The organism is Halalkalibacter nanhaiisediminis, assembly GCF_007830185.1.
GTDB classification, from domain to species: domain Bacteria; phylum Bacillota; class Bacilli; order Bacillales; family Bacillaceae_D; genus Halalkalibacter; species Halalkalibacter nanhaiisediminis.
On record NZ_VLKZ01000001.1, the window covers coordinates 207,190 to 229,529 of the forward strand.

23 protein-coding genes are annotated in these 22,340 nt (G+C 40.8%); all 23 read left to right on the top strand.

The genetic code is table 11. The features are described 5' to 3' along the window. The first annotated feature begins 68 nt into the window (after positions 1-68). A complete protein-coding gene (gene glyA, locus IQ10_RS00990; protein WP_144448614.1) occupies positions 69-1,313 on the top strand; it encodes a serine hydroxymethyltransferase in 1,245 nt (414 codons plus the stop codon). Positions 1,314-1,690: 377 nt separating this feature from the next. Next, positions 1,691-2,320: a uracil phosphoribosyltransferase gene (upp, locus tag IQ10_RS00995; RefSeq protein ID WP_144448615.1), complete on the top strand. Its 630-nt coding sequence runs from the start codon at positions 1,691-1,693 to the stop codon at positions 2,318-2,320. A gap of 24 nt (positions 2,321-2,344) precedes the next feature. Next, positions 2,345-3,490, top strand: a complete 1,146-nt coding sequence (gene wecB / locus IQ10_RS01000; RefSeq protein ID WP_144448616.1) for a non-hydrolyzing UDP-N-acetylglucosamine 2-epimerase — start codon at positions 2,345-2,347, stop codon at positions 3,488-3,490. Between the two features lie 191 nt (positions 3,491-3,681). Then, positions 3,682-5,946, top strand: a complete 2,265-nt coding sequence (locus IQ10_RS01005) for a S8 family serine peptidase (RefSeq protein WP_144448617.1) — start codon at positions 3,682-3,684, stop codon at positions 5,944-5,946. Positions 5,947-6,178: 232 nt separating this feature from the next. Beyond that, complete coding sequence (locus IQ10_RS01010) at positions 6,179-6,409, top strand: AtpZ/AtpI family protein (protein WP_144448618.1); 231 nt, start codon at positions 6,179-6,181, stop codon at positions 6,407-6,409. Continuing rightward, on the top strand, positions 6,406-6,798 hold the full coding sequence (locus IQ10_RS01015) for an ATP synthase subunit I (protein ID WP_144448619.1): 393 nt from the start codon (positions 6,406-6,408) through the stop codon (positions 6,796-6,798). Before IQ10_RS01010 ends, IQ10_RS01015 begins: the two co-directional genes overlap by 4 nt. A gap of 5 nt (positions 6,799-6,803) precedes the next feature. Further along, positions 6,804-7,517, top strand: coding sequence for a F0F1 ATP synthase subunit A (gene atpB / locus IQ10_RS01020; RefSeq protein WP_144448620.1), 714 nt, complete (start codon positions 6,804-6,806; stop codon positions 7,515-7,517). Positions 7,518-7,592: 75 nt separating this feature from the next. Next, positions 7,593-7,808 carry a F0F1 ATP synthase subunit C gene (atpE, locus tag IQ10_RS01025; RefSeq protein ID WP_144448621.1) on the top strand — a complete coding sequence of 72 codons (216 nt, stop codon included), beginning with the start codon at positions 7,593-7,595 and terminating at the stop codon, positions 7,806-7,808. A gap of 191 nt (positions 7,809-7,999) precedes the next feature. After that, a complete protein-coding gene (gene atpF, locus IQ10_RS01030; RefSeq protein WP_144448622.1) occupies positions 8,000-8,491 on the top strand; it encodes a F0F1 ATP synthase subunit B in 492 nt (163 codons plus the stop codon). Then, entirely contained in the window at positions 8,488-9,036 is a 549-nt protein-coding gene (locus IQ10_RS01035) for a F0F1 ATP synthase subunit delta (RefSeq protein ID WP_144448623.1), read from the top strand. Before atpF ends, IQ10_RS01035 begins: the two co-directional genes overlap by 4 nt. A 22-nt stretch (positions 9,037-9,058) precedes the next feature. Then, the gene (atpA, locus tag IQ10_RS01040; protein WP_144448624.1) at positions 9,059-10,570 is read left to right on the top strand and encodes a F0F1 ATP synthase subunit alpha; all 1,512 of its coding nucleotides are present in this window, start codon (positions 9,059-9,061) and stop codon (positions 10,568-10,570) included. A 99-nt stretch (positions 10,571-10,669) separates the two neighbouring features. Then, positions 10,670-11,527, top strand: a complete 858-nt coding sequence (gene atpG / locus IQ10_RS01045; RefSeq protein WP_144448625.1) for an ATP synthase F1 subunit gamma — start codon at positions 10,670-10,672, stop codon at positions 11,525-11,527. A gap of 172 nt (positions 11,528-11,699) precedes the next feature. Beyond that, positions 11,700-13,115 (top strand): F0F1 ATP synthase subunit beta, encoded by a 1,416-nt coding sequence (gene atpD / locus IQ10_RS01050; protein ID WP_144448626.1) that lies wholly within the window; start codon positions 11,700-11,702, stop codon positions 13,113-13,115. 96 nt (positions 13,116-13,211) lie between these two features. After that, positions 13,212-13,613: a F0F1 ATP synthase subunit epsilon gene (locus IQ10_RS01055; RefSeq protein WP_144448627.1), complete on the top strand. Its 402-nt coding sequence runs from the start codon at positions 13,212-13,214 to the stop codon at positions 13,611-13,613. Positions 13,614-13,833: 220 nt separating this feature from the next. Then, complete coding sequence (locus IQ10_RS01060; protein ID WP_144448628.1) at positions 13,834-14,070, top strand: DUF1146 family protein; 237 nt, start codon at positions 13,834-13,836, stop codon at positions 14,068-14,070. Positions 14,071-14,162: 92 nt separating this feature from the next. After that, complete coding sequence (locus IQ10_RS01065) at positions 14,163-14,936, top strand: YwmB family TATA-box binding protein (RefSeq protein ID WP_158639948.1); 774 nt, start codon at positions 14,163-14,165, stop codon at positions 14,934-14,936. A gap of 42 nt (positions 14,937-14,978) precedes the next feature. Continuing rightward, positions 14,979-16,304, top strand: coding sequence for a UDP-N-acetylglucosamine 1-carboxyvinyltransferase (gene murA, locus IQ10_RS01070; RefSeq protein WP_144448630.1), 1,326 nt, complete (start codon positions 14,979-14,981; stop codon positions 16,302-16,304). 237 nt (positions 16,305-16,541) lie between these two features. Further along, complete coding sequence (gene spoIID, locus IQ10_RS01075) at positions 16,542-17,570, top strand: stage II sporulation protein D (RefSeq protein WP_144448631.1); 1,029 nt, start codon at positions 16,542-16,544, stop codon at positions 17,568-17,570. A gap of 376 nt (positions 17,571-17,946) precedes the next feature. After that, positions 17,947-18,867 (top strand): stage II sporulation protein SpoIIQ, encoded by a 921-nt coding sequence (gene spoIIQ, locus IQ10_RS01080; protein ID WP_144448632.1) that lies wholly within the window; start codon positions 17,947-17,949, stop codon positions 18,865-18,867. A 245-nt stretch (positions 18,868-19,112) separates the two neighbouring features. Next, complete coding sequence (locus tag IQ10_RS01085) at positions 19,113-20,090, top strand: nuclease-related domain-containing protein (RefSeq protein WP_144448633.1); 978 nt, start codon at positions 19,113-19,115, stop codon at positions 20,088-20,090. A 91-nt stretch (positions 20,091-20,181) separates the two neighbouring features. After that, positions 20,182-20,994 carry an ABC transporter ATP-binding protein gene (locus tag IQ10_RS01090; RefSeq protein ID WP_144448634.1) on the top strand — a complete coding sequence of 271 codons (813 nt, stop codon included), beginning with the start codon at positions 20,182-20,184 and terminating at the stop codon, positions 20,992-20,994. Between the two features lie 394 nt (positions 20,995-21,388). Further along, entirely contained in the window at positions 21,389-21,565 is a 177-nt protein-coding gene (locus IQ10_RS18110; protein WP_199757364.1) for a hypothetical protein, read from the top strand. Between the two features lie 400 nt (positions 21,566-21,965). Then, a complete protein-coding gene (locus IQ10_RS01095) occupies positions 21,966-22,268 on the top strand; it encodes a DUF4212 domain-containing protein (protein WP_144448635.1) in 303 nt (100 codons plus the stop codon). Positions 22,269-22,340: the final 72 nt, after the last annotated feature.

Genomic DNA, 22,340 nt, shown 5'->3' on the forward strand with positions numbered 1-22,340 from the left:
TAAGATAGAAAAAGAGAGTTTGTTGTGAAGTTTAATTCCGAAAGTTGAGCGATGGAAGGGGAATAATAATGTCTTTACAAAATCAAGATCCAAAAGTATTTGAAGCTATCGGGCAAGAGCTAGGTCGTCAACGTGACAAGATCGAGCTAATTGCATCTGAAAACTTTGTTAGCCCAGCAGTGATGGAGGCTCAAGGTTCTGTTTTAACAAACAAATATGCAGAAGGTTATCCGGGCCGTCGTTACTATGGCGGTTGTGAATATGTTGATATTGTCGAAGATCTTGCGCGTGATCGTGCGAAAGAGATTTTCGGTGCAAAATACGTCAATGTGCAGCCTCACTCAGGTGCACAAGCAAACATGGCTGTATATTTTACGATTTTAGATACAGGTGATACGGTTCTTGGTATGGATCTATCACATGGTGGACACCTTACTCATGGTAGCCCAGTTAACTTCAGCGGTGTTCAATACAACTTTGTTGCGTACGGAGTTGACAAAGAAACACAACGCATTGATTATGATGTCGTTCGTGAGCTTGCGAAAGAACACAAGCCAAAGTTAATTGTAGCAGGTGCAAGTGCTTACCCACGAGAAATCGATTTCGCGAAATTCCGTGAAATTGCCGATGAAGTAGGCGCATATCTAATGGTTGATATGGCACATATCGCTGGTCTTGTAGCGGTTGGCTTACATCCAAACCCAGTGCCACATGCTCATTTTGTTACAACAACAACACATAAGACGCTTCGTGGACCACGTGGTGGAATGATCTTATGTCATGATGAAGACTTTGGTAAGAAGCTTGATAAATCGATTTTCCCTGGTATTCAAGGTGGCCCGCTTATGCACGTCATCGCAGCAAAAGCTGTTGCATTTGGTGAAGCGTTAGCTCCTGAATTCAAGACTTATGGACAAGCTATTATTACAAATGCAAAACGCCTAGCTGAGAAGCTTAAAAGCGAAGGAATTGACCTCGTTTCTGGCGGTACAGATAACCACTTACTACTTTTAGATCTTCGTTCACTTGGCCTAACTGGTAAAGTAGCAGAGAAGGCGTTAGATGAAGTGGGTATTACAACAAACAAGAACACAATTCCATTCGATCCAGAAAGCCCATTTGTAACAAGCGGTATTCGTGTTGGTACAGCGGCAGTGACAGCTAGAGGACTTGACGAACAAGCGATGGATGAAATCGGTTCTCTAATTGCAACAACACTTAAAAACGTTGAGAATGAAGAGAAGTTGGAAGAAGTGCGCACTCGCGTTGCAGCATTAACAGCGAAATTCCCAATGTATCCTCATTTAGGATAAGGAAAAGCTGGACTTTGGTCCAGCTTTTTTGTATGGAAACTTGGCCAACCACTCGCATGAGAGTGAGAATTGTCGCATTGTGTCGAAACGTCGATATATTTGAAAAATCGTCGATAAAACAATCCAAATCGTCGATAAAATTGAAAATTCATCGATATATCTCAAAAAACGTCGATAAAGCAGTCACGAGGGCAGAATCATGACTAACTGCCTGAAATTGGCCTGTATCTTCGTGTTTTGTTCAATGGATTTGAGTAAAATTCACGTAATTTCGCTACTTAGGCTTGAATGGGGTTCGCTTTTTATGTAGAATTTTCAAAGAGCAAAGACAGTCATCTTCAAGAATGAAGTATGAAGAAAAAAGGAGCTAAAATGTAATGAGCAAAGTATTCGTATTCGATCACCCCTTAATTCAGCATAAACTAACGTATATCCGTGATAAATCAACAGGGACAAAGGAATTCCGTGAGCTAGTTGATGAGGTTGCAGGATTAATGGCTTTTGAAATTACGCGCGACCTACCGTTGAAAGATGTAACGGTTGAAACACCAGTTGGACAAGCTAATTCCAAGCTAATCGCTGGTAAAAAATTAGGCCTTGTCCCAATTTTACGTGCGGGTCTTGGAATGGTAGACGGAATTTTACGTATGATTCCTGCGGCTAAAGTAGGGCATGTTGGCTTATACCGTGATCCTGAAACACTTAAGCCAGTTGAATATTATGTTAAGCTTCCTACAGATGTGGAAGAGCGTGAGTTTATTGTCATCGATCCAATGCTTGCGACAGGAGGATCTGCAGTTGAGGCCATTAATAGCTTAAAGAAGCGTGGTGCGAAATCAATCAAGCTTATGTGTCTAGTTGCCGCTCCAGAAGGCGTCGAAATTGTGAAGGAAGAGCATCCTGACGTTGATATTTATTTGGCTGCGCTTGATGAGAAGCTTAATGAAAAAGGATATATTGTACCAGGTCTAGGCGATGCTGGTGATCGTTTGTTTGGAACGAAATAGTTACATCAACTGGGGGATAAGCTAATGGAAAAAAAGTTAAAGGTATTAACCGTATTTGGAACAAGACCAGAAGCGATCAAAATGTCTCCGCTTGTTTTGGAGCTCAAAAAGCATCCGGATGTAATTGATTCTTTTGTAGCTGTTACTGGGCAGCATCGTGAAATGCTCGACCAAGTGTTGACTATTTTCGGGGTTGAACCAGATTTTGACTTAAATATCATGAAAGCTAGGCAAACTCTTGCGGATGTAACGACAAATGCTTTGCTTGGTTTAGATCAAACGATGAAAGAATTGCAGCCAGATGTTGTTCTCGTTCACGGAGATACGACAACAACATTTGTAGCAAGCTTAGCTGCTTTTTATAATCAAATTGCTATTGGTCATGTAGAAGCGGGACTAAGAACGTTTAATAAATATTCTCCTTTCCCAGAAGAGGCAAATCGTCAATTGACAGGCGTGTTAACGGACCTTCATTTTGCACCAACACAACAGGCCGCTGAGCACTTAATCGCTGAAAATAAAAAAGAGGATTCTATTTTTATAACAGGAAACACGGCCATTGATGCCCTTAGCACAACGGTCAGCGAAGACTACCACCATGAAATTTTAGAAAAAATCCATGGGCAGCGTATGGTATTGTTGACAGCTCACCGTCGAGAAAACCTCGGAGAACCGATGAAAAATATTTTCCGAGCAGTATATCGACTCGTTGAAGAGCATGCAGATGTGCATGTTATTTACCCTGTTCATCTAAACCCAGCTGTTCGCGAAATTGCACAAGAGATTCTTGGTCAGCATGATCGTGTTCATCTTATTGAACCTCTTGGTGTTGTTGATTTTCACAACTTTGCCCAAAGAGCGGAAATCATCCTAACTGATTCAGGTGGGGTCCAAGAGGAAGCTCCTTCACTTGGCACTCCTGTACTCGTTCTTCGTGACACAACAGAGAGGCCAGAAGGAATTGAGGCTGGCACACTTAAATTAGTGGGAACAGACGAGGATGAAATATTTAGATTGGCTCATGAGTTACTAACAAGCAAAGAAGCGTACGAAAAGATGGCGAAAGCATCAAACCCTTATGGTGACGGACAAGCTTCGGCAAGAATTGTTGAAGCGTTACTGTATCACTTCGGTTATAAGGAAACAAGACCAGAGACATTTCTTCCATAATAAAGCATCCTGAATGGGGTTTTGGCTGTTGAGAACGTATTCTCGACAGTCTTTTTTTTGTAGACTGAGATCACTTTATGCTGATTAGCTGTTAATTAGCCGGACATAGCTAAACGATAAGTGAAGATACATGTTTTTTTGTCGACTTGTTCATACTACATACATATGTACCTATGGCGGGGGAGATTTAGATGAGAAAGGTATTTGTGGTGTTATGGATTATAGCGATTATCAGTAGCGCAAGTTTTAGCTTGAATGTAACAGCTGCGACGTATCCTGATATTCCAGTAAGTAAAATGGACAAGGATCAAAAGGTCATTGTCATTGTAACAGCCACTGGAGATATAGAAAGTGCTGTCGAAGAAGTGACAACCCTAATCCCTCATTCGGAGATAAGAAAAACGTTTACAAGGGCGTTGAACGGCTTTTCTATGGAATTAATGGAAAGCGAAGTGGAAATGCTTAAAACGCTAAATCAAATTGAACGAGTCGATAAAGTAGTGAACTATAAGGCGAACCTTGATGGTAGCGTACCGTTCGTGGGAGGGGATGATGTTAGAGGCATGCTCGATCGAAATGGCGAACGTCTGACGGGTAAAGGTGTGAAGGTGGCAGTCATTGATACAGGGATTGATTATCGTCATCCTGATTTAAAGCGTAATTACAAAGGTGGCTATGATGTGATCGACTATGACCATGACCCGATGGAAACGATTGCGTCGCAAGGTCCACCAACTTTGCATGGTACACATGTAGCTGGAATTATTGCAGCGAATGGAAAAGTAAAAGGTGTTGCTCCAGAAGCTAGTTTATATGCATATAGAGCACTTGGTCCAGGGGGGCAGGGGACAACAGAGCAAGTTATTGAAGCCATTGAGAAAGCAATCGAGGACGGGGCTGATGTAATTAATCTTTCTTTAGGAAATACAGTTAACGGGCCTGATTGGCCGACGAGTATTGCGCTTGATCGTGCTGTTGAAGAAGGAATTGTTGCTGTTACTTCTAATGGAAATAGCGGACCAGAAATGTGGACAGTAGGCTCACCTGGTACATCAACAAAAGCGATTTCTGTTGGTGCATCGGCCCCACCAATTAAGACACCCTATGTGACGGTTGCTGGACAAGATCGTGAAGTCACATTGTTTCCGATTGGAGGAACGTTGCCGTGGTCGTTAAAAAGAGACTTTGCTTTAATGGATGTAGGATACGGCGTGGAAAAAGATTGGGAAAATGTGAATGCAGATGGTCAAATTGTACTCATAAAAAGGGGACTTATTCCGTTTTCAGAAAAGGCAAAACTGGCATATGAAGCGGGAGCAACGGCAGCGATTATTTACAATAATTTACCGGGTGATTTTGTCGGAGCAGCTGAGATTGGTGTGAAATTACCGGTTGTTAGTATTTCAAAAGAAGATGGAGATTGGCTGAAGGAACAGCTTGACCTTGCAAAAGATGACCTATTTATTCGAACGATTTACCGAAATGAAGAAGACTATATTGCGCCATTTAGTTCAAGGGGCCCTGTTACACAAACGTGGGAGGTAAAGCCTGACTTGGTTGCTCCAGGGATTGCAATTGATAGTACAGTGCCAAAAGGATACTTGGGTTTAAATGGTACGAGCATGTCAGCTCCGCACGTAGCAGGTGCTGCGGCTTTAATAAAACAAGCTCATCCTGATTGGACGCCAGAACAAATTAAAGCGGCACTAATGAATACCGCTAAAAAGCTAGTGAAAGATGATGGCGAGCCTTACCTACCATATGAACAAGGGGCGGGACGCTTGCAAATTGATAAAGCGCTCGATGCGACAACGCTAGCCTATCCAGGAGCTTTAACGTTTGGGAAATGGTCGAAAAATGACCCTAGGGAAATAAGAGAGGTATCTTTCACGATTGAAAATCACGATCAAAGGACTCGCACATATCATGTAGTGCCACCCTTTGCAGCACCTGATGGCTTGCAATGGGAAGTACCATTTGCGACAAGGTTGGAACCTGGCGAAAGTAAGGAAATGACCATTCGCTTAGATCTCTTTCCTGCTGTATTAGATGAAGGAATTCATCATGGTGATATTGTGATTGATGGAGGGGAGGAACAGATCGTTGTTCCATATGTTTTCTTTATCGAAGAACCAGATTACCCTCGTGTCATGGCCTTTAATTTTGGGCATGGTGATGCTCCTGGAGAATATCGCTATGAGCTTTATCTACCAGGAGGAGCAGATGAAATGGGGATAGCCCTATATGATCCAGACACCTTTGAATTTATTCGCTTCCTCGATGTAAAGCATAATATTGGTCGTGGAATGGTCGGCGGAGAATGGAAGGATCTTGATTTGCCAGATGGAACGTATAAAGCATTAGTGTATGCCAGCCAAGAAGGAAAAGAAGACACAATTGAATCATGGATTACGATCGGTGAGGTGTTACCTCCAGAAAATCAAGGAATCAACTAATGCTTGATCCCTGCTTTATGATGAAAGGTTATAAAGCAGGGTTTTTTTACATTTTTTTTGACAGTTATGTGAACTTAGAAACTATGTGAGATAATCTAAACGGAATATGTCAGAAAACGCATTGACACAAGGGTATCCCTATTGTACGATTACAAAGGATATAATGATAAGGGTTACATATGTAGAAGTAAGGATTTTGAAGCTCAGCAAAAGGTTGAGGGGAGACGATTATATGTCGGATGGAAAACGAAGTCCATGGCGCGCTATGGCATTGGTTTCTATCATTTCTTCCTATGTTGTTGGAGGGGCTGTAGGTGGTGTTTTCACTGGGTTATGGCTCGGTAATCAGTTTGGTGCCAAACCATTTTTCCTAATCAGCTGTCTTTTGTTGGGACTTTTCACAGGGTTTTACGGTGTCTATAAATCTGTCAAACCTTTTCTAGGAGACGGTAAAGAGCAATGACTTCACTTGAAGGAAAAATGAAACATTATGCAATTGTTGTAACAACTTTTATTTTGCTCTTTGTTATAGGCTATCTTATTAGCCCGTTCAAACCGCAATTCCTCGGTCTTATTGTTGGACTTGCCTTTAGTTTTTTTAATCTTTGGACAACCTTTCAAAAAGCAAAGGCGGTTGGAGATATTGCGACGAAGGTAAAGAACTACTCATTATTTTCTTTTTTTATTGCTGGCTTTGGTGTAGTGATTCGAATCACTATGGCCATTACGTGTGTATGGCTGGCACTTAACTTCCCAGATCAACTACATTTAATTTCAGTCATTACAGGGTTTGCCCTGATTTATGCCATTATTATGGCAGATATGCTTGTTCAATTTGTTAGAAAGAGGTGAAACAAATGGATCACATAGCACCTATATGGAAGTTTATGGGGCTGAGTTTTAACATGTCTACAGTTCTAATGACAACTGTTACATGCTTAATCGTGTTCTTGCTTTGCTATTTTGGGACTCGTCAGCTCGCAATGCGACCAACTGGTCTGCAAAATTTCCTTGAATGGGCAGTTGATTTCATTCGCGGAATTATTAAGGCGAATATGGACTGGAAAGTGGGTGGACAGTTTACCGCCCTTGCGTTTACGCTCTTATTTTATGTCTTTGTGGCGAATATGTTAGGAATTCCGTTCGAAATTTATAATCCAGGAACGCATGAGGTATGGTGGAAATCACCAACTTCAGATCCACTCTTAGCATTAACGATGGCTGCACTTGTCGTTGTTATGACCCACTATTATGGGATTAAAATTAGAGGTGTGGGCGAGTACTTTAAGGACTATGTCCGACCAGTACCATTTCTATTACCATTTAAGATTATTGAAGAATTTGCAAATACGTTAACGCTTGGTATGCGTCTATTCGGTAACGTATATGCAAAAGAAATCCTAATGATTTTACTTGTTGGTCTTGGGACCTCAGGTTTAGTAGGCTTCTTTGGAGCTTTCCTGCCGCTTATTGTGTGGCAAGCATTTGGTATGTTTATTGGAACATTGCAAGCGTACATTTTTGCCATGCTCGCAATGGTTTACATGGCGCATAAAGTTGAACATCATTAATACCGTTAACACCGTCCTTTCTTAGGACATTATATAAAAAACTTATACCTATACATTTAAGGAGGAAATTAAATCATGTCATTACTAGGAGCTGCAATTGCAGCAGGTTTAGCAGCAGTAGGTGGATCGATTGCAGTAGCACTTATCGTTAAAGCAACTCTTGAAGGTGTAACTCGTCAACCAGAACTTCGCGGTACTTTACAAACACTTATGTTCATTGGTGTACCTCTTGCGGAAGCCGTGCCGATCATCGCGATCGTTATTTCTTTCCTATTGTTATTCCAACAATAATTTAACACTCGCCTTGTGCGAGAAATGTATACATAAAATGGCGACAGTGTTCGGCTTCGAACCTGCGCCATTCCTTATGTATCACTAGCTAAAAAGCATTGTATGCAAGACTTGAACACAAATGGAACTATTTATGTATGAAAATAAACATACGTTTTTAATTTTCACATCCAAGAAAGGAGTGAATCCACGTGGGTTTTGATATTAACTGGGGATCTGCACTTTATCAATTAGTTGCATTTCTAGTACTACTCTATTTCCTTAAGCGAGTTGCCCTTAAACCTTTAATGGGTATCATGGAAAAGCGTGAGCAAATGGTCAATGAACAAATTGATCAAGCTGAACAAAAAAGCAAAGAGGCTGAAGCCTTTGTTGTTGAGCAACGTAAAGAGTTAGAGAAAGCGCGCCTTGAAGCACAAGAAATTATTGCACAGGCGAAAAAGCTTAGTGAGCAACAAGGTCAAGATATTATCCAGCAAGCTAGAGAAAGTGCTGAACGTGTAAAAGATTCTGCACTTGCAGAAATTCAACGTGAGAAGGAACAAGCTGTTGCTTCGCTTCGTGAGCAAGTAGCAAGTCTTTCAGTTCTTATTGCAACAAAGGTGATTGAAAAAGAACTTGATGCAAAGGAACAAGAGAAGCTTGTACAAGAGTATCTTAAAGAGGTAGGCGAGGAGCTATGAGCAACCAAGCAATAGCTAATCGCTATGCAGATGCCCTTTTTCAGCTTGCGAAGGAAAAAAATATCCTAGAGGATGTCAATCAAGAACTACAAGTTGCGAAGGAAGTTGCACAGTCGACTCCAGAGTTTACACAATTCTTAACGCATCCAAAGGTAACAAATGCACAAAAACAAGAATTTATTCAAAAGAGTTTTGGTCAAACTTTAAGTGAAACGAGCCTACATACGTTCTATTTACTCGTTGACCGTAAACGCATGGATATTCTTATTCCAATGATTAATAAATTTCAAGCATTAGCATACGAAGCTCAAGATAAGGCAGAAGCTTTAGTATATTCAGCACAGCCATTATCAGAGCAAGAACAACAACAAATTGCGATGGTTTTTGCTAAAAAAGTAGGGAAATCTCAGCTTGTTGTAAAAAATGTAGTGAATCCAGAGATCATTGGTGGGATTAAGATTCGCATCGGAGATCGCATTTATGACGGTAGTGTGAAGGCGCAGCTCGATCGTATGGAGCGTCAACTTATTGCCGGTACACGCTAGTAGAAGATAGGGGTGAATGAAAATGAGCATCAAACCAGAGGAAATTAGCTCTCTCATTAAACAGCAGATTGAAAATTTTCAGTCTGATGTTCAAGTACAAGATGTAGGTACAGTTATCCGCGTTGGTGACGGTATCGCACTTGCTCATGGTCTTGAAAATGTCATGGCTGGTGAACTTCTTGAATTCTCAAACGGGGTAATGGGGATGGCTCAGAACCTTGAGGAGAATAACATCGGTATCATTATTTTAGGTCCTTACAAGGAAATTCGTGAAGGTGACGAGGTTAAACGTACTGGTCGCATCATGGAAGTTCCAGTAGGGGAAGAATTACTTGGTCGTGTAGTCAATTCACTTGGACAACCGATTGACGGACTAGGTCCAATTGCGACTTCTAAGACTCGTCCAATTGAATATAAAGCACCAGGCGTTATGGATCGTAAATCAGTTCATGAACCACTACAAACAGGTATCAAGTCAATTGACACAATGGTTCCAATTGGTCGTGGACAACGTGAATTAATCATCGGTGACCGTCAAACAGGTAAAACGGCGATTGCGATTGATACGATTATTAACCAAAAAGACCAAGATATGATTTGTATTTATGTTGCTATTGGTCAGAAAGATTCAACAGTTGCAGGTGTTGTTGAAACACTTCGTCAACGCGGAGCACTTGATTATACGATTATCGTTTCTGCAAGTGCATCTGACCCAGCACCGATGCTCTTCTTAGCACCTTATGCAGGGGTATCAATGGGTGAAGAATTCATGTACAACGGCAAGCACGTACTTGTTATCTATGATGACTTATCAAAACAAGCATCTGCTTATCGTGAGCTTTCCCTATTGCTACGTCGTCCTCCAGGTCGTGAGGCATTCCCAGGGGATGTATTCTACCTACACTCCCGTTTACTTGAACGTGCTGCAAAGCTAAGTGATGCAAAGGGTGGCGGTTCAATTACTGCACTTCCTTTCATCGAAACGCAAGCAGGTGACGTATCAGCTTATATCCCAACGAACGTTATTTCCATCACAGATGGACAAATCTTCTTACAATCTGATTTGTTCTATTCAGGTGTTCGTCCAGCGGTTAACGCAGGTCTATCTGTATCTCGTGTTGGTGGTTCAGCGCAAATTAAAGCAATGAAGAAGGTTGCTGGAACATTGCGTCTTGATTTAGCAGCTTATCGTGAACTTGAGGCATTTGCTCAATTTGGTTCAGACTTAGATCGTGCGACACAAGCGAAATTAAATCGTGGACAGCGTACTGTTGAAATCTTGAAGCAAGACCTTCATCAACCACTACCTGTTGAGAAGCAAGTTGCAATTATTTATGCGTTAACAAAAGGATTCTTAGATGATATCCCAGTTCAAGACGTTCTTCGTTTTGAGTCAGAAATGTTTACATTCTTTGACCACAATAAGAAGCATTTACTTGACCATATCCGTACAACTGGAAACCTTCCAGATGAGGATGAGCTCAAGGAGACAATTGAGGAATTCAAAAAAGGATTTAACGTATCTAGCAACTAATGCCCAGTAGTGCGTATTCAGAAAGAGCGATTCTAACAGCTGTGAAAATCGAGCTTTTGAATATCCTCTGCTAGTTTTGCGAAAAGGTGGTGAAAGAAAATGGCTTCATTGCGAGATATAAAAGGGCGAATTACGTCGACTAAGAAGACAAAGCAGATTACAAAGGCGATGCAAATGGTTTCAGCTGCCAAGCTAAATCGTGCACAGCAAAATGCACAGTCTTTCTTACCTTATACGGATAAAATTCGTGAGGTTGTGGCAAGTATTGCGTCTTCTGGGACAGAAGTTTCTCATCCGATGCTTCAAGAGCGTCCAGTAAAGAAGACAGGTTATATTGTCATTACGTCTGACCGTGGATTAGCTGGTGGTTACAACGCTAGTCTTGTCCGCTCGCTTCTTACAACGATTAAACAACGTCACAAATCACCAGATGAGTATGGAATTGTCGTCATGGGTCGTATTGGGCGTGACTTATTCAAAAAGCGTAATTTGCCAATCATCCAAGAGGTTATCGGACTTCCTGATCAACCAGAGTTTAACGATATTAAAAATATTGCTAAAACAACAGTTGAAATGTTTGCCGATGAAGTTTTTGATGAGCTATACGTCTGGTACAATCATTTTGTTAGCCCGATTACACAAGAAGTAACAGAAATGAAGCTCTTGCCGCTAACAGATGTTGGAGAAGGTACAAATACAAGCGCTTATGAATATGAACCGTCTGAGCAAGCCATTTTAGAACGTTTATTGCCACAATATGCAGAAAGCCTTATTTTCGGCGCGTTGCTTGATGCAAAAGCGAGTGAATTCGGTGCACGTATGACGGCAATGAGTTCAGCAACAGACAATGCATCTGCTCTCATCGATGATTTAACATTGAAATACAATCGAGCTCGTCAAGCTGCGATCACTCAAGAGATCACCGAGATCGTCGGCGGTGCCGCAGCGCTTGAATAGCGTATTGATATAACAAAGAATGGATGCTAAAACATCCTCAAAATACGGCGAATAGCCAATAGGAGGGGCCCTTTTACCTTGAAACACTAAAAGGTTTTCCTCCAATACATCAACAAAGAATGGATGCTAAAACATCCTCAGAATACGGCGAATAGCCAATAGGAGGGATATAATGAATAACACAGGTCGTATTACTCAAGTAATGGGTCCAGTTGTTGACGTAAAATTCGATAACGGCCAGTTACCTGAAATCAACAACGCATTAGTCGTTCGACAAGTAGGATCGGAGAAAAATGCAGTTGATGTTAACGTTACACTTGAAGTTGCCTTGCACCTTGGTGACAACTCAGTTCGTACGGTAGCAATGGACTCAACAGACGGTCTTGTACGTGGTACAGCAGCTGTTGATACAGGAGCACCAATTTCCGTACCTGTTGGTGAAGTCACTTTAGGACGTGTATTTAACGTACTTGGTGAGGCAATCGATTTAAATGACCCAATTCCAGCTGATGCTAAGCGTGATCCAATTCACCGTGAAGCACCAAAATTCGAAGAGCTTTCTACAACAACTGAAATTCTAGAAACGGGTATTAAAGTTGTTGACTTGCTTGCTCCTTATATCAAAGGTGGTAAGATCGGTCTCTTTGGAGGAGCTGGTGTAGGTAAAACAGTTCTTATTCAAGAGCTTATTAATAACATTGCTCAAGAGCACGGCGGTATCTCAGTATTCGCTGGTGTTGGTGAGCGTACACGTGAAGGAAATGACCTTTTCCATGAAATGACGGATTCTGGCGTTATTAAGAAGACGGCAATGGTATTTGGTCAAATGAACGAGCCACCTGGAGCACGTATGCGTGTTGCCCTATCTGGTTTGACAATGGCTGAACATTTCCGTGATCGTGATGGACAAGACGTTCTTTTGTTCATTGATAACATTTTCCGCTTTACACAAGCTGGTTCAGAGGTATCTGCCCTACTTGGTCGTATGCCATCTGCCGTTGGTTATCAACCAACACTAGCAACGGAAATGGGTCAATTACAAGAGCGTATCACATCGACAAAGGTTGGTTCTGTTACATCGATCCAAGCGATCTATGTACCAGCCGATGACTATACTGATCCAGCTCCAGCGACGACGTTTGCTCACTTAGATGCAACGACAAACCTTGAGCGTAAATTATCTGAAATGGGTATTTACCCTGCGGTAGATCCACTTGCTTCAACTTCACGTGCCCTTTCTCCTGAAATTGTTGGAGAAGAGCATTACAGCATTGCACGTCAAGTTCAGCAAACACTTCAGAAGTATAAAGAACTTCAGGATATTATTGCAATCCTTGGTATGGATGAATTATCTGAAGAAGATAAGCTTATCGTACACCGTGCAAGACGTATTCAGTTCTTCTTATCTCAAAACTTCCACGTAGCTGAGCAGTTTACTGGTCAACCTGGTTCTTATGTACCAGTTAAAGAAACGCTTAAAGGCTTCAAGGAAATTTTAGCGGGAACACACGATGACCTTCCAGAAGATGCATTCCGTCTTGTTGGTCGTATTGAAGAAGTAGTTGAAAAAGCAAAGCAAATGGCTTAAATCTTTATAAATCATAGAGGAAAAGTTCTGTGATAAGTTTAAAGAGAAAAGTCCTTATTTTCAAAACCCGGGATTGCTATTAGGGAGGGTTTTCACATGCCGACGATTCATGTAAATGTTGTTACTCCTGATGGCAAGGTGTATGACGGAGATGTTGATATGGTGAGTGTTCGTACCGTAGAGGGCGAACTAGGTATTTTACCACGACATATACCGTTAGTTGCTCCATTAACAGTAGGAGCAGTGCGCTTAAAAAAAGGCTCCACTGTGGAAAAGGTAGCTGTGAGTGGCGGATTTGTAGAAGTTCGTCCTGATCAGGTGACGATTTTGGCAGAGGCAGCTGAGTTGCCTTCAGCGATTGATGTTGATCGTGCACGTCAAGCAAAAGAACGTGCAGAGCAACGTCTTAATGCAGTACAAAAAGATGGAATTGATCAAAAGCGAGCTGAACTTGCTCTAAAAAGAGCGATCAATCGTTTAGATGTAACAGGGAAATAAGGCGCATATTGCGCCTTATTTTTTTGCATTTTTAGTGTCGGATTGAGTCTTTTTTTGAAAAAATAGGTCCGAACAACTAGAAGAATTCTGCCATTTAGCTGTAGATTTTTTTAAAAGAATCCGTTACTATGGAGAATGGATTGCTTTATATCTAATAAGTATTACAAAAATAATTTAGCATTCCATTTTAAGATCTTATCAATGAAAAGGGGTAATGACTGTGTTTGAGGGATTTGGTCAACAAGCCGCAATACATATTGTCGTGAATGTCTTTTTCCTAGCCATTACGTGGTGGGCATTACAATCTTTTCGATTTGATCTATTTGTAAGAGAACCAGAGGGTCCAAAGGCAAAAGTTTTGATGATTTTTGTGACAATTGCCATTGCTCATTTGGTTAGTCAATTTTTTCTCGACTATTTAAACTCTTCACTGATGCTCAGATATATGTGGGAATAAATCTTGTCGAGTGATGACTACAACTTCCATGTATGTATAACCTCCCTAGGGTCAAAATGTTAATAAGTAGGTTTTCTCGGGGAGGAGAAAAAATGGCTGCATGGAAATTTGTTGTATTAGGTTTTGTTTTATCGATGTTAGGGTATATGCATGTACAGAGCAACGCAATCAATATCCAGTCTTACCAACAATCTTTAACAGATATGTATCAATTAGCTGAGAAGGAAAATTTAGCTATACATGAATGGCAAGTACGCATGAGGGACGAACGAAAAGATACGATTCGTAATAAAGAAGAGTTTGCCCAACTAGTCGATTCATGGACAAAACAGTTACATGATTGGAAAAAGACAGATGTTTCTCTTAAGGGAAACGAATGGGTGGTGCAATTTACATACGATAACTTATCACACGAAACAACCGAATCTGTACAACTTTTTGCTTATTTAAGTCCGAGTCAAGATGATTATACGTACCTTATTACGTATGAGGTTATTGGATTAATGACTTCGGAGCTTGAATTTAACAAAATGTACGATATGTTGGAAGAACGTGCCCAGCTTTTAGGATTGAATAACGCAGATGTTTATGTTCAGATTAAAGCTGCTCATCAACCTGTGGTTACAAAACAAATATCCAACATAGAATACGCCGAAAAATGGATAAAAGCACTTGGTGCAAAGACAGTTGAAGCGCTTGATGAAGAGACATTTGTGTCGGTTTCAGCGTATAACCCTGCTTGGTCACCAGTACTAAAAACAAAAGAAAACAAGATGAACGTCCAAGTGGCCTTAAGACAAGAGGAACGAATGGGCGGTCGGACAACAGTGACAATAGGAACGCCTATTATTACGACTGAATATTGATGATAGAGAAGAGACTATAATTTAGACGCGGAGGGGAATACGTTGGAGAAAATTATTGTCCGGGGCGGCAATCAGCTACGCGGCAATGTTAAGGTAGAAGGTGCAAAAAATGCTGTGTTACCTGTTATTGCTGCTTCAATCTTAGCTAGCCGTGGCACGAGCCATATATATGATGTGCCATCATTGGCAGATGTATACACGATGAAAGAAGTTTTACGTAATTTAAATATTAAGGTTGATTATGAAGACGGGACATTTAAAGTGAACGCTGAAGGTGTACTAAAGACAGAAGCGCCATTTGAATATGTTCGAAAAATGAGAGCATCTTTCCTTGTCATGGGGCCACTTCTTGCTAGAATTGGAAAAGCTCGTATAGCCTTGCCAGGTGGATGCGCGATCGGATCACGTCCTATTGATCAACACTTAAAGGGCTTTGAGGCGATGGGAGCAACTGTTGAGATCGGAAATGGGTTTATTGAAGCCAGCATCAAAGACAGACTTCAAGGTGCGAAGATTTATCTTGATTTCCCAAGTGTAGGTGCCACACAAAATATTATGATGGCAGCCACGATGGCAAATGGCACAACGGTAATTGAAAATGCTGCTGAAGAGCCAGAGATTGTTTGCTTAGCTAACTATTTAAATGCAATGGGAGCAAAAGTACGCGGTGCTGGTACAGGTATTATCCGTATCGAAGGTGTCGAAGAATTAATTGGTTCAGAGCACTCTGTCATCCCAGATCGTATTGAAGCAGGTACTTTCATGGTTGCAGCTGCTATCACACAAGGTGATGTTGTTGTAGAAGGAGCGGTAGCAGAGCATCTTCGCCCGCTTATTGCAAAAATGGAAGAAATGGGAGTAACCATTACCGAAGTGGAGAATGGTCTTCGAGTCATTGGTCCGAAAAAGTTAAAGCCAGTTGATATCAAGACGATGCCTCATCCAGGTTTCCCTACAGATATGCAAGCGCAGATGATGGCGTTACTTTTACAAGCAGAAGGAACGAGCGTCATTACGGAGACGGTTTTTGAAAACCGTTTTATGCATGTCGAAGAATTCCGTCGAATGAACTCTAATATTAAGATAGAAGGACGCTCAGCTATTATAACAGGGCCAAATGCACTTCAAGGTGCTGAAGTCGCTGCGACAGATCTAAGAGCAGGTGCTGCATTAATTATTGCAGGACTCGTTGCTGATGGGATCACACGCGTGACAGAATTAAAGCATATTGATCGTGGGTATGTGGACTTAGCGGGTAAATTACAAGCCCTTGGTGCAGATGTAGAACGCGTGAAGGAAACAGTTGAAACAGACATCGAAGACATCAAATCTGCTGCTCCACTTAGTTTGGATTCTAATTTGGTTTAATCATAATTATTTGTTAAGAAAAAGTCCAAATAGGGCTTTTTTCTTTTTTACATTTTTATCATAAAGATGTATCGACGTAGTTAAAAATGTAAGTCCCAAGTGTAACTGCCATTTGGGCTTTTGACATGATAACATGGCGATGGATAAGTATGGTTTAGTCATCTAGTTGGAAAACGTTCTAATGTCCGCCAAGCCTTCATACAATGGTTAAGACTATGATTTGATGGAGGCTTTGACATGAAACGACTTATTATGGCAGTAATTCTCCTTTGTACGATCGTTCTTATCGTACCTACAGTGCTCGTGCACGTTGTTTCAGGTCCGAGTGAGGACATAGTGCCCATGCAAGCTACCACACCGCATGTCGAAGAAAAGCAAGTAAACAAGCCTTACAATCCAGAAAAAGATGTGACTGTCAGTGTGTTTCGTAGTAAAACAGAGCAAATTGAACATGTCCCTCTTGAAAGATATGTAATAGGGGTCGTTGCTTCTGAGATGCCTGCCGAATTTGAAATGGAAGCACTAAAAGCCCAATCTCTAACAGCAAGAACCTACATAATCAAGCAGATGCTTCACCCTGGTGACATTCAACTGCCAGATGATGCAATGGTAACGGATTCTGTTATGCACCAGGTTTACCACAATGAAGACGAATTAAAAGCTCTATGGGGCGCTGATTACGAGAGGAAGATGGCTCGAATTGAAGAAGCGGTTCTCTCAACTCAAGGGAAGGTTTTAACGTTTGAAGGTGAGCCGATTACTGCATCATTTTTTTCGACTAGTAATGGCTATACCGAGAACTCAGAAGATTATTGGCAAAATGAAATTCCCTACTTAAGAAGTGTTGCGAGCCCTTGGGATCAATCATCACCAAGATTTACTTCTGAAAAAGCGGTGCCGATTACTGAATTTGAGCAAAAGTTAGGGGTCACAGTAGCGGATAACAGCTCAGTTGGGACCATTGCTAAGAGAACGGACGGCGGACGGGTAGCAAAAGTGAATATAAATGGGAAGGAATTAAGCGGTCGTGAAGTCCGAGATAAGCTAGAGCTCGATTCATCGGATTTCCAATGGCAGCGTCAAGGAGACCAAGTGATGATCCAGACAAGAGGATGGGGGCATGGTGTAGGAATGAGCCAATATGGTGCAGATGGTATGGCGAAAGAAGGAAAGAACTATCAAGAGATTGTCCGTCATTATTACCGCGGCATCGACATTCAAGCCCTTGATCCATATGTTGCAGAGTTAACCGCGAGAAACGAGTAAGGATATAAAGAAGAGAACGCATGGGATGCCATGCGTTTTCTTTTTGATAGGGCGAAGTTTAGCGGATTCTGTCGTTTGGCCGATAAGTAGCCGCGTTAGACCGAAAAACTGCCGCGTTAGACCGAAAAACCACTGCGTTAGACCGAAAAACCATTGCATTAGACCGAATTATCACAAACCTAGGCTTTAAAATAAGTTGACCGTTAAATAACGACCCATTTCGGTAGAATATCTTAAGAGAAACTCATCCTACATGAACTTTTTTCTTCTCTTATGCATAAAAACCCGTCTTTGTCGAAAACTAATTAAAAAAAATTTCCACCTCATGTATACATTTTGGCTATTCTGATCAGAATGGTTGCAGAGGTGATGAGAAATGAGAGAAGAAGAAAATAAACGTTCTTCTAAATCTGAAGAAAGTCCATTAAAAATGAAACGTCTATTACGTAAGCGCTGGTTATTACCTGCTCTATACTTAATAGCGGCAGCTGGAATTTTAAGTTCAGTATTTTTGATGCAAGGACAAGATGAGTTGTCGGCACCAAAAGATGGTGTAGAAGTCACAGAGTCTGAGCACGGAACAGCGATGGATCCGTATGGTGAGAACGCAGTTGAGGTTACTACGTCACAAGAAGTCGTTAAAATGCCTGTTGAAGAAGAAAGTGATGTTAGCATTATCGGTCATTTTTATGATGTGAATGCATCTGCCGAAGAACAGCAAGAAGCTCTTGTCTACTACAATAATACGTACTACCCGAACAAAGGGATTGATTTAGCGCAGGTAGAGGGAGAAAGCTTTAATGCAACCGCTGCTCTTAGTGGTACTATTGAAAAGGCAGAAAAAGATGCGTTACTTGGCTATGTCGTTGAAATTAATCACGATAACGGCGTTGTTACACACTACCACAGCCTAGCATCAATTGAAGTCGAAGAAGGCGCAACTGTAAAGCAAGGCGATGTGTTAGGGCAAGCAGGACGTAACATCTATAACGAAGAAGCGGGTGTTCATATTCACTTTGAAGTTCGTCAAAATGGCGTGCCTGTGAATCCAAATGATGTCTTAGAGCAGCCGATTGATTCCATAAAGGATCTCGCAGGTAAAAAAGAGGAAGAGAAGCCAGCTGAAGGAGAAGAAGGCCAAGAAGGAGCAACTGATGAAGAGCAGGCTCCAGAAGAAGGCCAAGAAGGAGCAACTGACGAAGAGCAGGCTCCTAAAGATGACCAAGAAGCTGCTCCTGAAAAAGAACAAGCGCCAAAGGAAGACGCTCCTGAAGAAGGCGCAACTGAACAAAGCTAATAGCAGTCTACAAAGTCTAGCTCCATTTATGGGTTAGGCTTTTTGTCGCGTTGTGTCGAAACGTCGATATATTCGAAAAAACGTCGATAAAATGCTCGGAAACGTCGATATATTTAAAAAAACGTCGATAAAACCTCGAACTTGGATGATAAATCCGAGCCTACACGAAAAAATGCCCTCTTAGCAGGAATCTAAGCCCTTTATCTCGAAATAAAAGCGACATAACGATAATAGGAAGTGATTATTTGATCGTCAAACCCCGAAAAAAACCACTCCATCTTCAAAAGCTACAAGCATTACTGCGGAGAACGCCTCCAAAACACCTCAAATACCCCCTTATCAAAGAGCAATTAGCAAAAAGCATTGCTGGTTACAAAGGGGAGCAATCAATGGACTATCCACTTAGCTTTCTTGCAGAGAAACAGTACTTCATTTTTCACGACCTCAGGCTTCAACTGAATCAACATTACTTTCAAATCGATACGCTCATATTGTCTCCATTCTTTTTTCTCATTCTCGAAATTAAAAATATTTCTGGAACGATCTTTTTTGACCAACAATTTCATCAATTAATTCGAACTCATAATGGTTATGAAGAATCCTTTCCAGATCCCCTCCTCCAGATCCAGCGTCAGCAGTCGCAATTAGAAAAGTGGTTAGTAAAGCAAAAAGTAGCTAATATTCCCGTATGTTCGTTAATTGTGATCAGTAATCCGAAGACAGTGATTCGTACCTCCTCCGAAAATCGCTATTTATCGAAAAAGGTCATTCGTCGTGATTTCCTCCCTTTAAAAGTGGAACAGCTGGAAAGCCTCTATAATAATGAAGCTCTTTCTATTAACGAAATGAAAAAAGTGATACGCCATCTAAAAAAACATGATACCTCGTATAACCCTCCTATCTTAAAGCAATATCAAATCATGCAAGAACAACTGCAAAAAGGTGTCTATTGCACAAAATGTAACCATCTTCCTATGATTCGAACTCAAGGTACATGGTTTTGCTCCGCATGTCACATCAAAGACAAAACTGCTCATATTCCAGCTTTAAAAGACTATTTACTTCTCGTTAAACCAACGATTACGAACGGAGAGACAAGAAAGTTCCTTCTCATGAATAATGCCGCAGCGACAACTAGATTGCTTCGATCATTAAACATAACTTACTCTGGAACGAATAAAGGAAGAGTCTATTCACTTTCATTTAAGGAGGAGGATTTGTAATATACGTATTCAAGCAGGACTTTAGACAAAAATCGCAAATAAGTTATACACCAAGATCTTTTTGAATGACGTTTAGGTTAGGAGTGTAAAAATGAGTCAACAAAAAACAAATCAGGTAATTGAACTGAAAGATATCGTTTGGAAGCAAGGTGGCAAGCAGATTCTCAGCGATGTTTCATGGCAAGTTGAACAGAATCAGCACTGGGCCTTACTCGGGTTAAATGGATCTGGCAAGACCTCGCTTTTAAAAATGATTACAGGATATGCCTGGCCAAGTGCTGGAGAAGTATCTGTGTTTGGAAAGCGGTTCGGACAAGTAAACATTCCAGAGCTGCGGAAATCCATCGGTTGGGTCAGCACAGCTTTAGATGAACGGTTTCAAACGCGTCCGCGAGATACGGCGCTCGAAATCGTGTTAAGTGGAAAATATGCGTCAGTTGGTATATACGAAGACATAACAAATGCAGATATTAAAAGAGGAGAGCAGCTGCTCGAACAATTTAAGATTACTCATGTTGCTAATCAGTTCTTTCCTTCTCTTTCTCAAGGGGAGAAAAGAAAAGCGATGATTGCACGTGCATTAATGGCAAATCCTAAGCTTCTGATTCTTGATGAACCTTGTAATGGCCTTGATATTTATTCAAAAGAAGAACTACTGGCGACAATTGAGCGGATGAATCAGTCAACGGAAGGACCGACATTAATATATGTCACTCACCATATTGAAGAAATTGTTCCATCTATTAGCCATACATTTTTATTACATTCGGGTCATATCGTTGGATCAGGTGAAAAGAAGGCAACGCTAACAGAGCCATTGTTAGCAGAGACGTTTCGCGTTCCGATTGCTTTGCAATGGGAGGACGACCGGCCGTGGATTCGAATTAAGCATAGTAAAAATTAACTATTTTTTAAGAATATAAAAGGAAAAAGAGGATAGCAAATAAAATCTCTTCTTAATTAAAGAACACTATGTATTGTGTCAAAATGAAACATAGGTACTGGATATTGTAGTCCAAAGATATGGGAAGATCGAATTAGTTGTCCTCTTTTTTGTCAAGGTGATTTGTATCTTTTTATTATGAATTTTTATAATGTGTCAATCTCTTGACATGTATCTGAATATTTGAAATAATGTGGACTGTAACGACGATTTAATATGAAGAAATTTTTTCTGAGCACCTCCTGCTTTACTTTTTATAGCATAGTTTGAATAAGACTCTACATACGTATGGTTTAAGAATTCAACAAAATAATTCATTAACAAAAATGATAACGCTTACAAAGGAGAGAGCAAAATGATCTATGTCTTCTTGGCTATTACAGTGCTTTCGATTATATTCGCTTTTCGTTTGAAAAAGCCTTTACTGTTGTCTGTTCCATTTGTTGCAATCTTTGGCTTTATGATGATTCAGGTTGCCATGGTTCCACTGGGCTTTTTTGAGACGATTCGCTTTATCTTTTCACTACGTTAAAGGATGTTGGTTATGAAGCAAAAAACACCTATACAAAAACAGACCGACTCGGCAGTATGCCCTAAATGTCATGAAAAAGAATGGAGGGCAATCCCGAAATGGCGCTACGTCTTTTTAGTTAGTAGTCTACCTTGGCTAGTCGCAATCATCCTAGCAATCACTGTGCATAATTTTTTTCTAGTCTTTATTCCACTAATTGCTTTTGTCAATGTAAAAATTGCATCTAAGCGTATACCTCTAAGTAAATGTCACTCTTGCCACTATATTGGACCTCAAATGTCTACACATCACCGTCATGCTTAACATTCACAAAATGGAACTCTGTAAAGGAGGCGATGCCCCGAATGAATAATTTGTAAGCTAGAAAGTAGCTTTAATGATGAAAAAGGAGGAAATTCTCATGAGAAAAATTGACAAAAGTATAGCTGATGCGTACTTTCGTGCCAGAAACACGTTGGTTGTTGTCTGTCTTATTATTGGAGGACTTGTCTCGTTTGGGGTTGTCGCATTTGCAGAAGCCTTCTCTACTTTTACCATTTTGGGAATGCCAGCACATTATTACATGGGGGCACAAGGGGCAGTGATTACCTTCGTTGCTTTACTCTTTGCTAATGCAATCATTAGTGATCAAATTGATAAGAAATTCGGAGTTGATGAGGAACAAAATGCGAGAGTAAGCTCAGGAAAAGTATTAGATCATTAAAAGAAGATAAATAAATATTTCAGGAATCAGCTGTAAGCGAGAATATTCAACGACATGTTAGGGGGTCACACG

What these genes read in the sequence shown, in the direction of transcription:
- glyA (WP_144448614.1), top strand. Translation starts at nt 69, where the DNA reads ATGTCTTTACAAAATCAAGATCCAAAAGTATTTGAAGCTATCGGGCAA.
- upp (WP_144448615.1), top strand. Translation starts at nt 1,691, where the DNA reads ATGAGCAAAGTATTCGTATTCGATCACCCCTTAATTCAGCATAAACTA.
- wecB (WP_144448616.1), top strand. Translation starts at nt 2,345, where the DNA reads ATGGAAAAAAAGTTAAAGGTATTAACCGTATTTGGAACAAGACCAGAA.
- IQ10_RS01005 (WP_144448617.1), top strand. Translation starts at nt 3,682, where the DNA reads ATGAGAAAGGTATTTGTGGTGTTATGGATTATAGCGATTATCAGTAGC.
- IQ10_RS01010 (WP_144448618.1), top strand. Translation starts at nt 6,179, where the DNA reads ATGTCGGATGGAAAACGAAGTCCATGGCGCGCTATGGCATTGGTTTCT.
- IQ10_RS01015 (WP_144448619.1), top strand. Translation starts at nt 6,406, where the DNA reads ATGACTTCACTTGAAGGAAAAATGAAACATTATGCAATTGTTGTAACA.
- atpB (WP_144448620.1), top strand. Translation starts at nt 6,804, where the DNA reads ATGGATCACATAGCACCTATATGGAAGTTTATGGGGCTGAGTTTTAAC.
- atpE (WP_144448621.1), top strand. Translation starts at nt 7,593, where the DNA reads ATGTCATTACTAGGAGCTGCAATTGCAGCAGGTTTAGCAGCAGTAGGT.
- IQ10_RS01035 (WP_144448623.1), top strand. Translation starts at nt 8,488, where the DNA reads ATGAGCAACCAAGCAATAGCTAATCGCTATGCAGATGCCCTTTTTCAG.
- atpA (WP_144448624.1), top strand. Translation starts at nt 9,059, where the DNA reads ATGAGCATCAAACCAGAGGAAATTAGCTCTCTCATTAAACAGCAGATT.
- atpG (WP_144448625.1), top strand. Translation starts at nt 10,670, where the DNA reads ATGGCTTCATTGCGAGATATAAAAGGGCGAATTACGTCGACTAAGAAG.
- atpD (WP_144448626.1), top strand. Translation starts at nt 11,700, where the DNA reads ATGAATAACACAGGTCGTATTACTCAAGTAATGGGTCCAGTTGTTGAC.
- IQ10_RS01055 (WP_144448627.1), top strand. Translation starts at nt 13,212, where the DNA reads ATGCCGACGATTCATGTAAATGTTGTTACTCCTGATGGCAAGGTGTAT.
- IQ10_RS01065 (WP_158639948.1), top strand. Translation starts at nt 14,163, where the DNA reads ATGGCTGCATGGAAATTTGTTGTATTAGGTTTTGTTTTATCGATGTTA.
- spoIID (WP_144448631.1), top strand. Translation starts at nt 16,542, where the DNA reads ATGAAACGACTTATTATGGCAGTAATTCTCCTTTGTACGATCGTTCTT.
- spoIIQ (WP_144448632.1), top strand. Translation starts at nt 17,947, where the DNA reads ATGAGAGAAGAAGAAAATAAACGTTCTTCTAAATCTGAAGAAAGTCCA.
- IQ10_RS01090 (WP_144448634.1), top strand. Translation starts at nt 20,182, where the DNA reads ATGAGTCAACAAAAAACAAATCAGGTAATTGAACTGAAAGATATCGTT.
- IQ10_RS18110 (WP_199757364.1), top strand. Translation starts at nt 21,389, where the DNA reads ATGATCTATGTCTTCTTGGCTATTACAGTGCTTTCGATTATATTCGCT.
- IQ10_RS01095 (WP_144448635.1), top strand. Translation starts at nt 21,966, where the DNA reads ATGAGAAAAATTGACAAAAGTATAGCTGATGCGTACTTTCGTGCCAGA.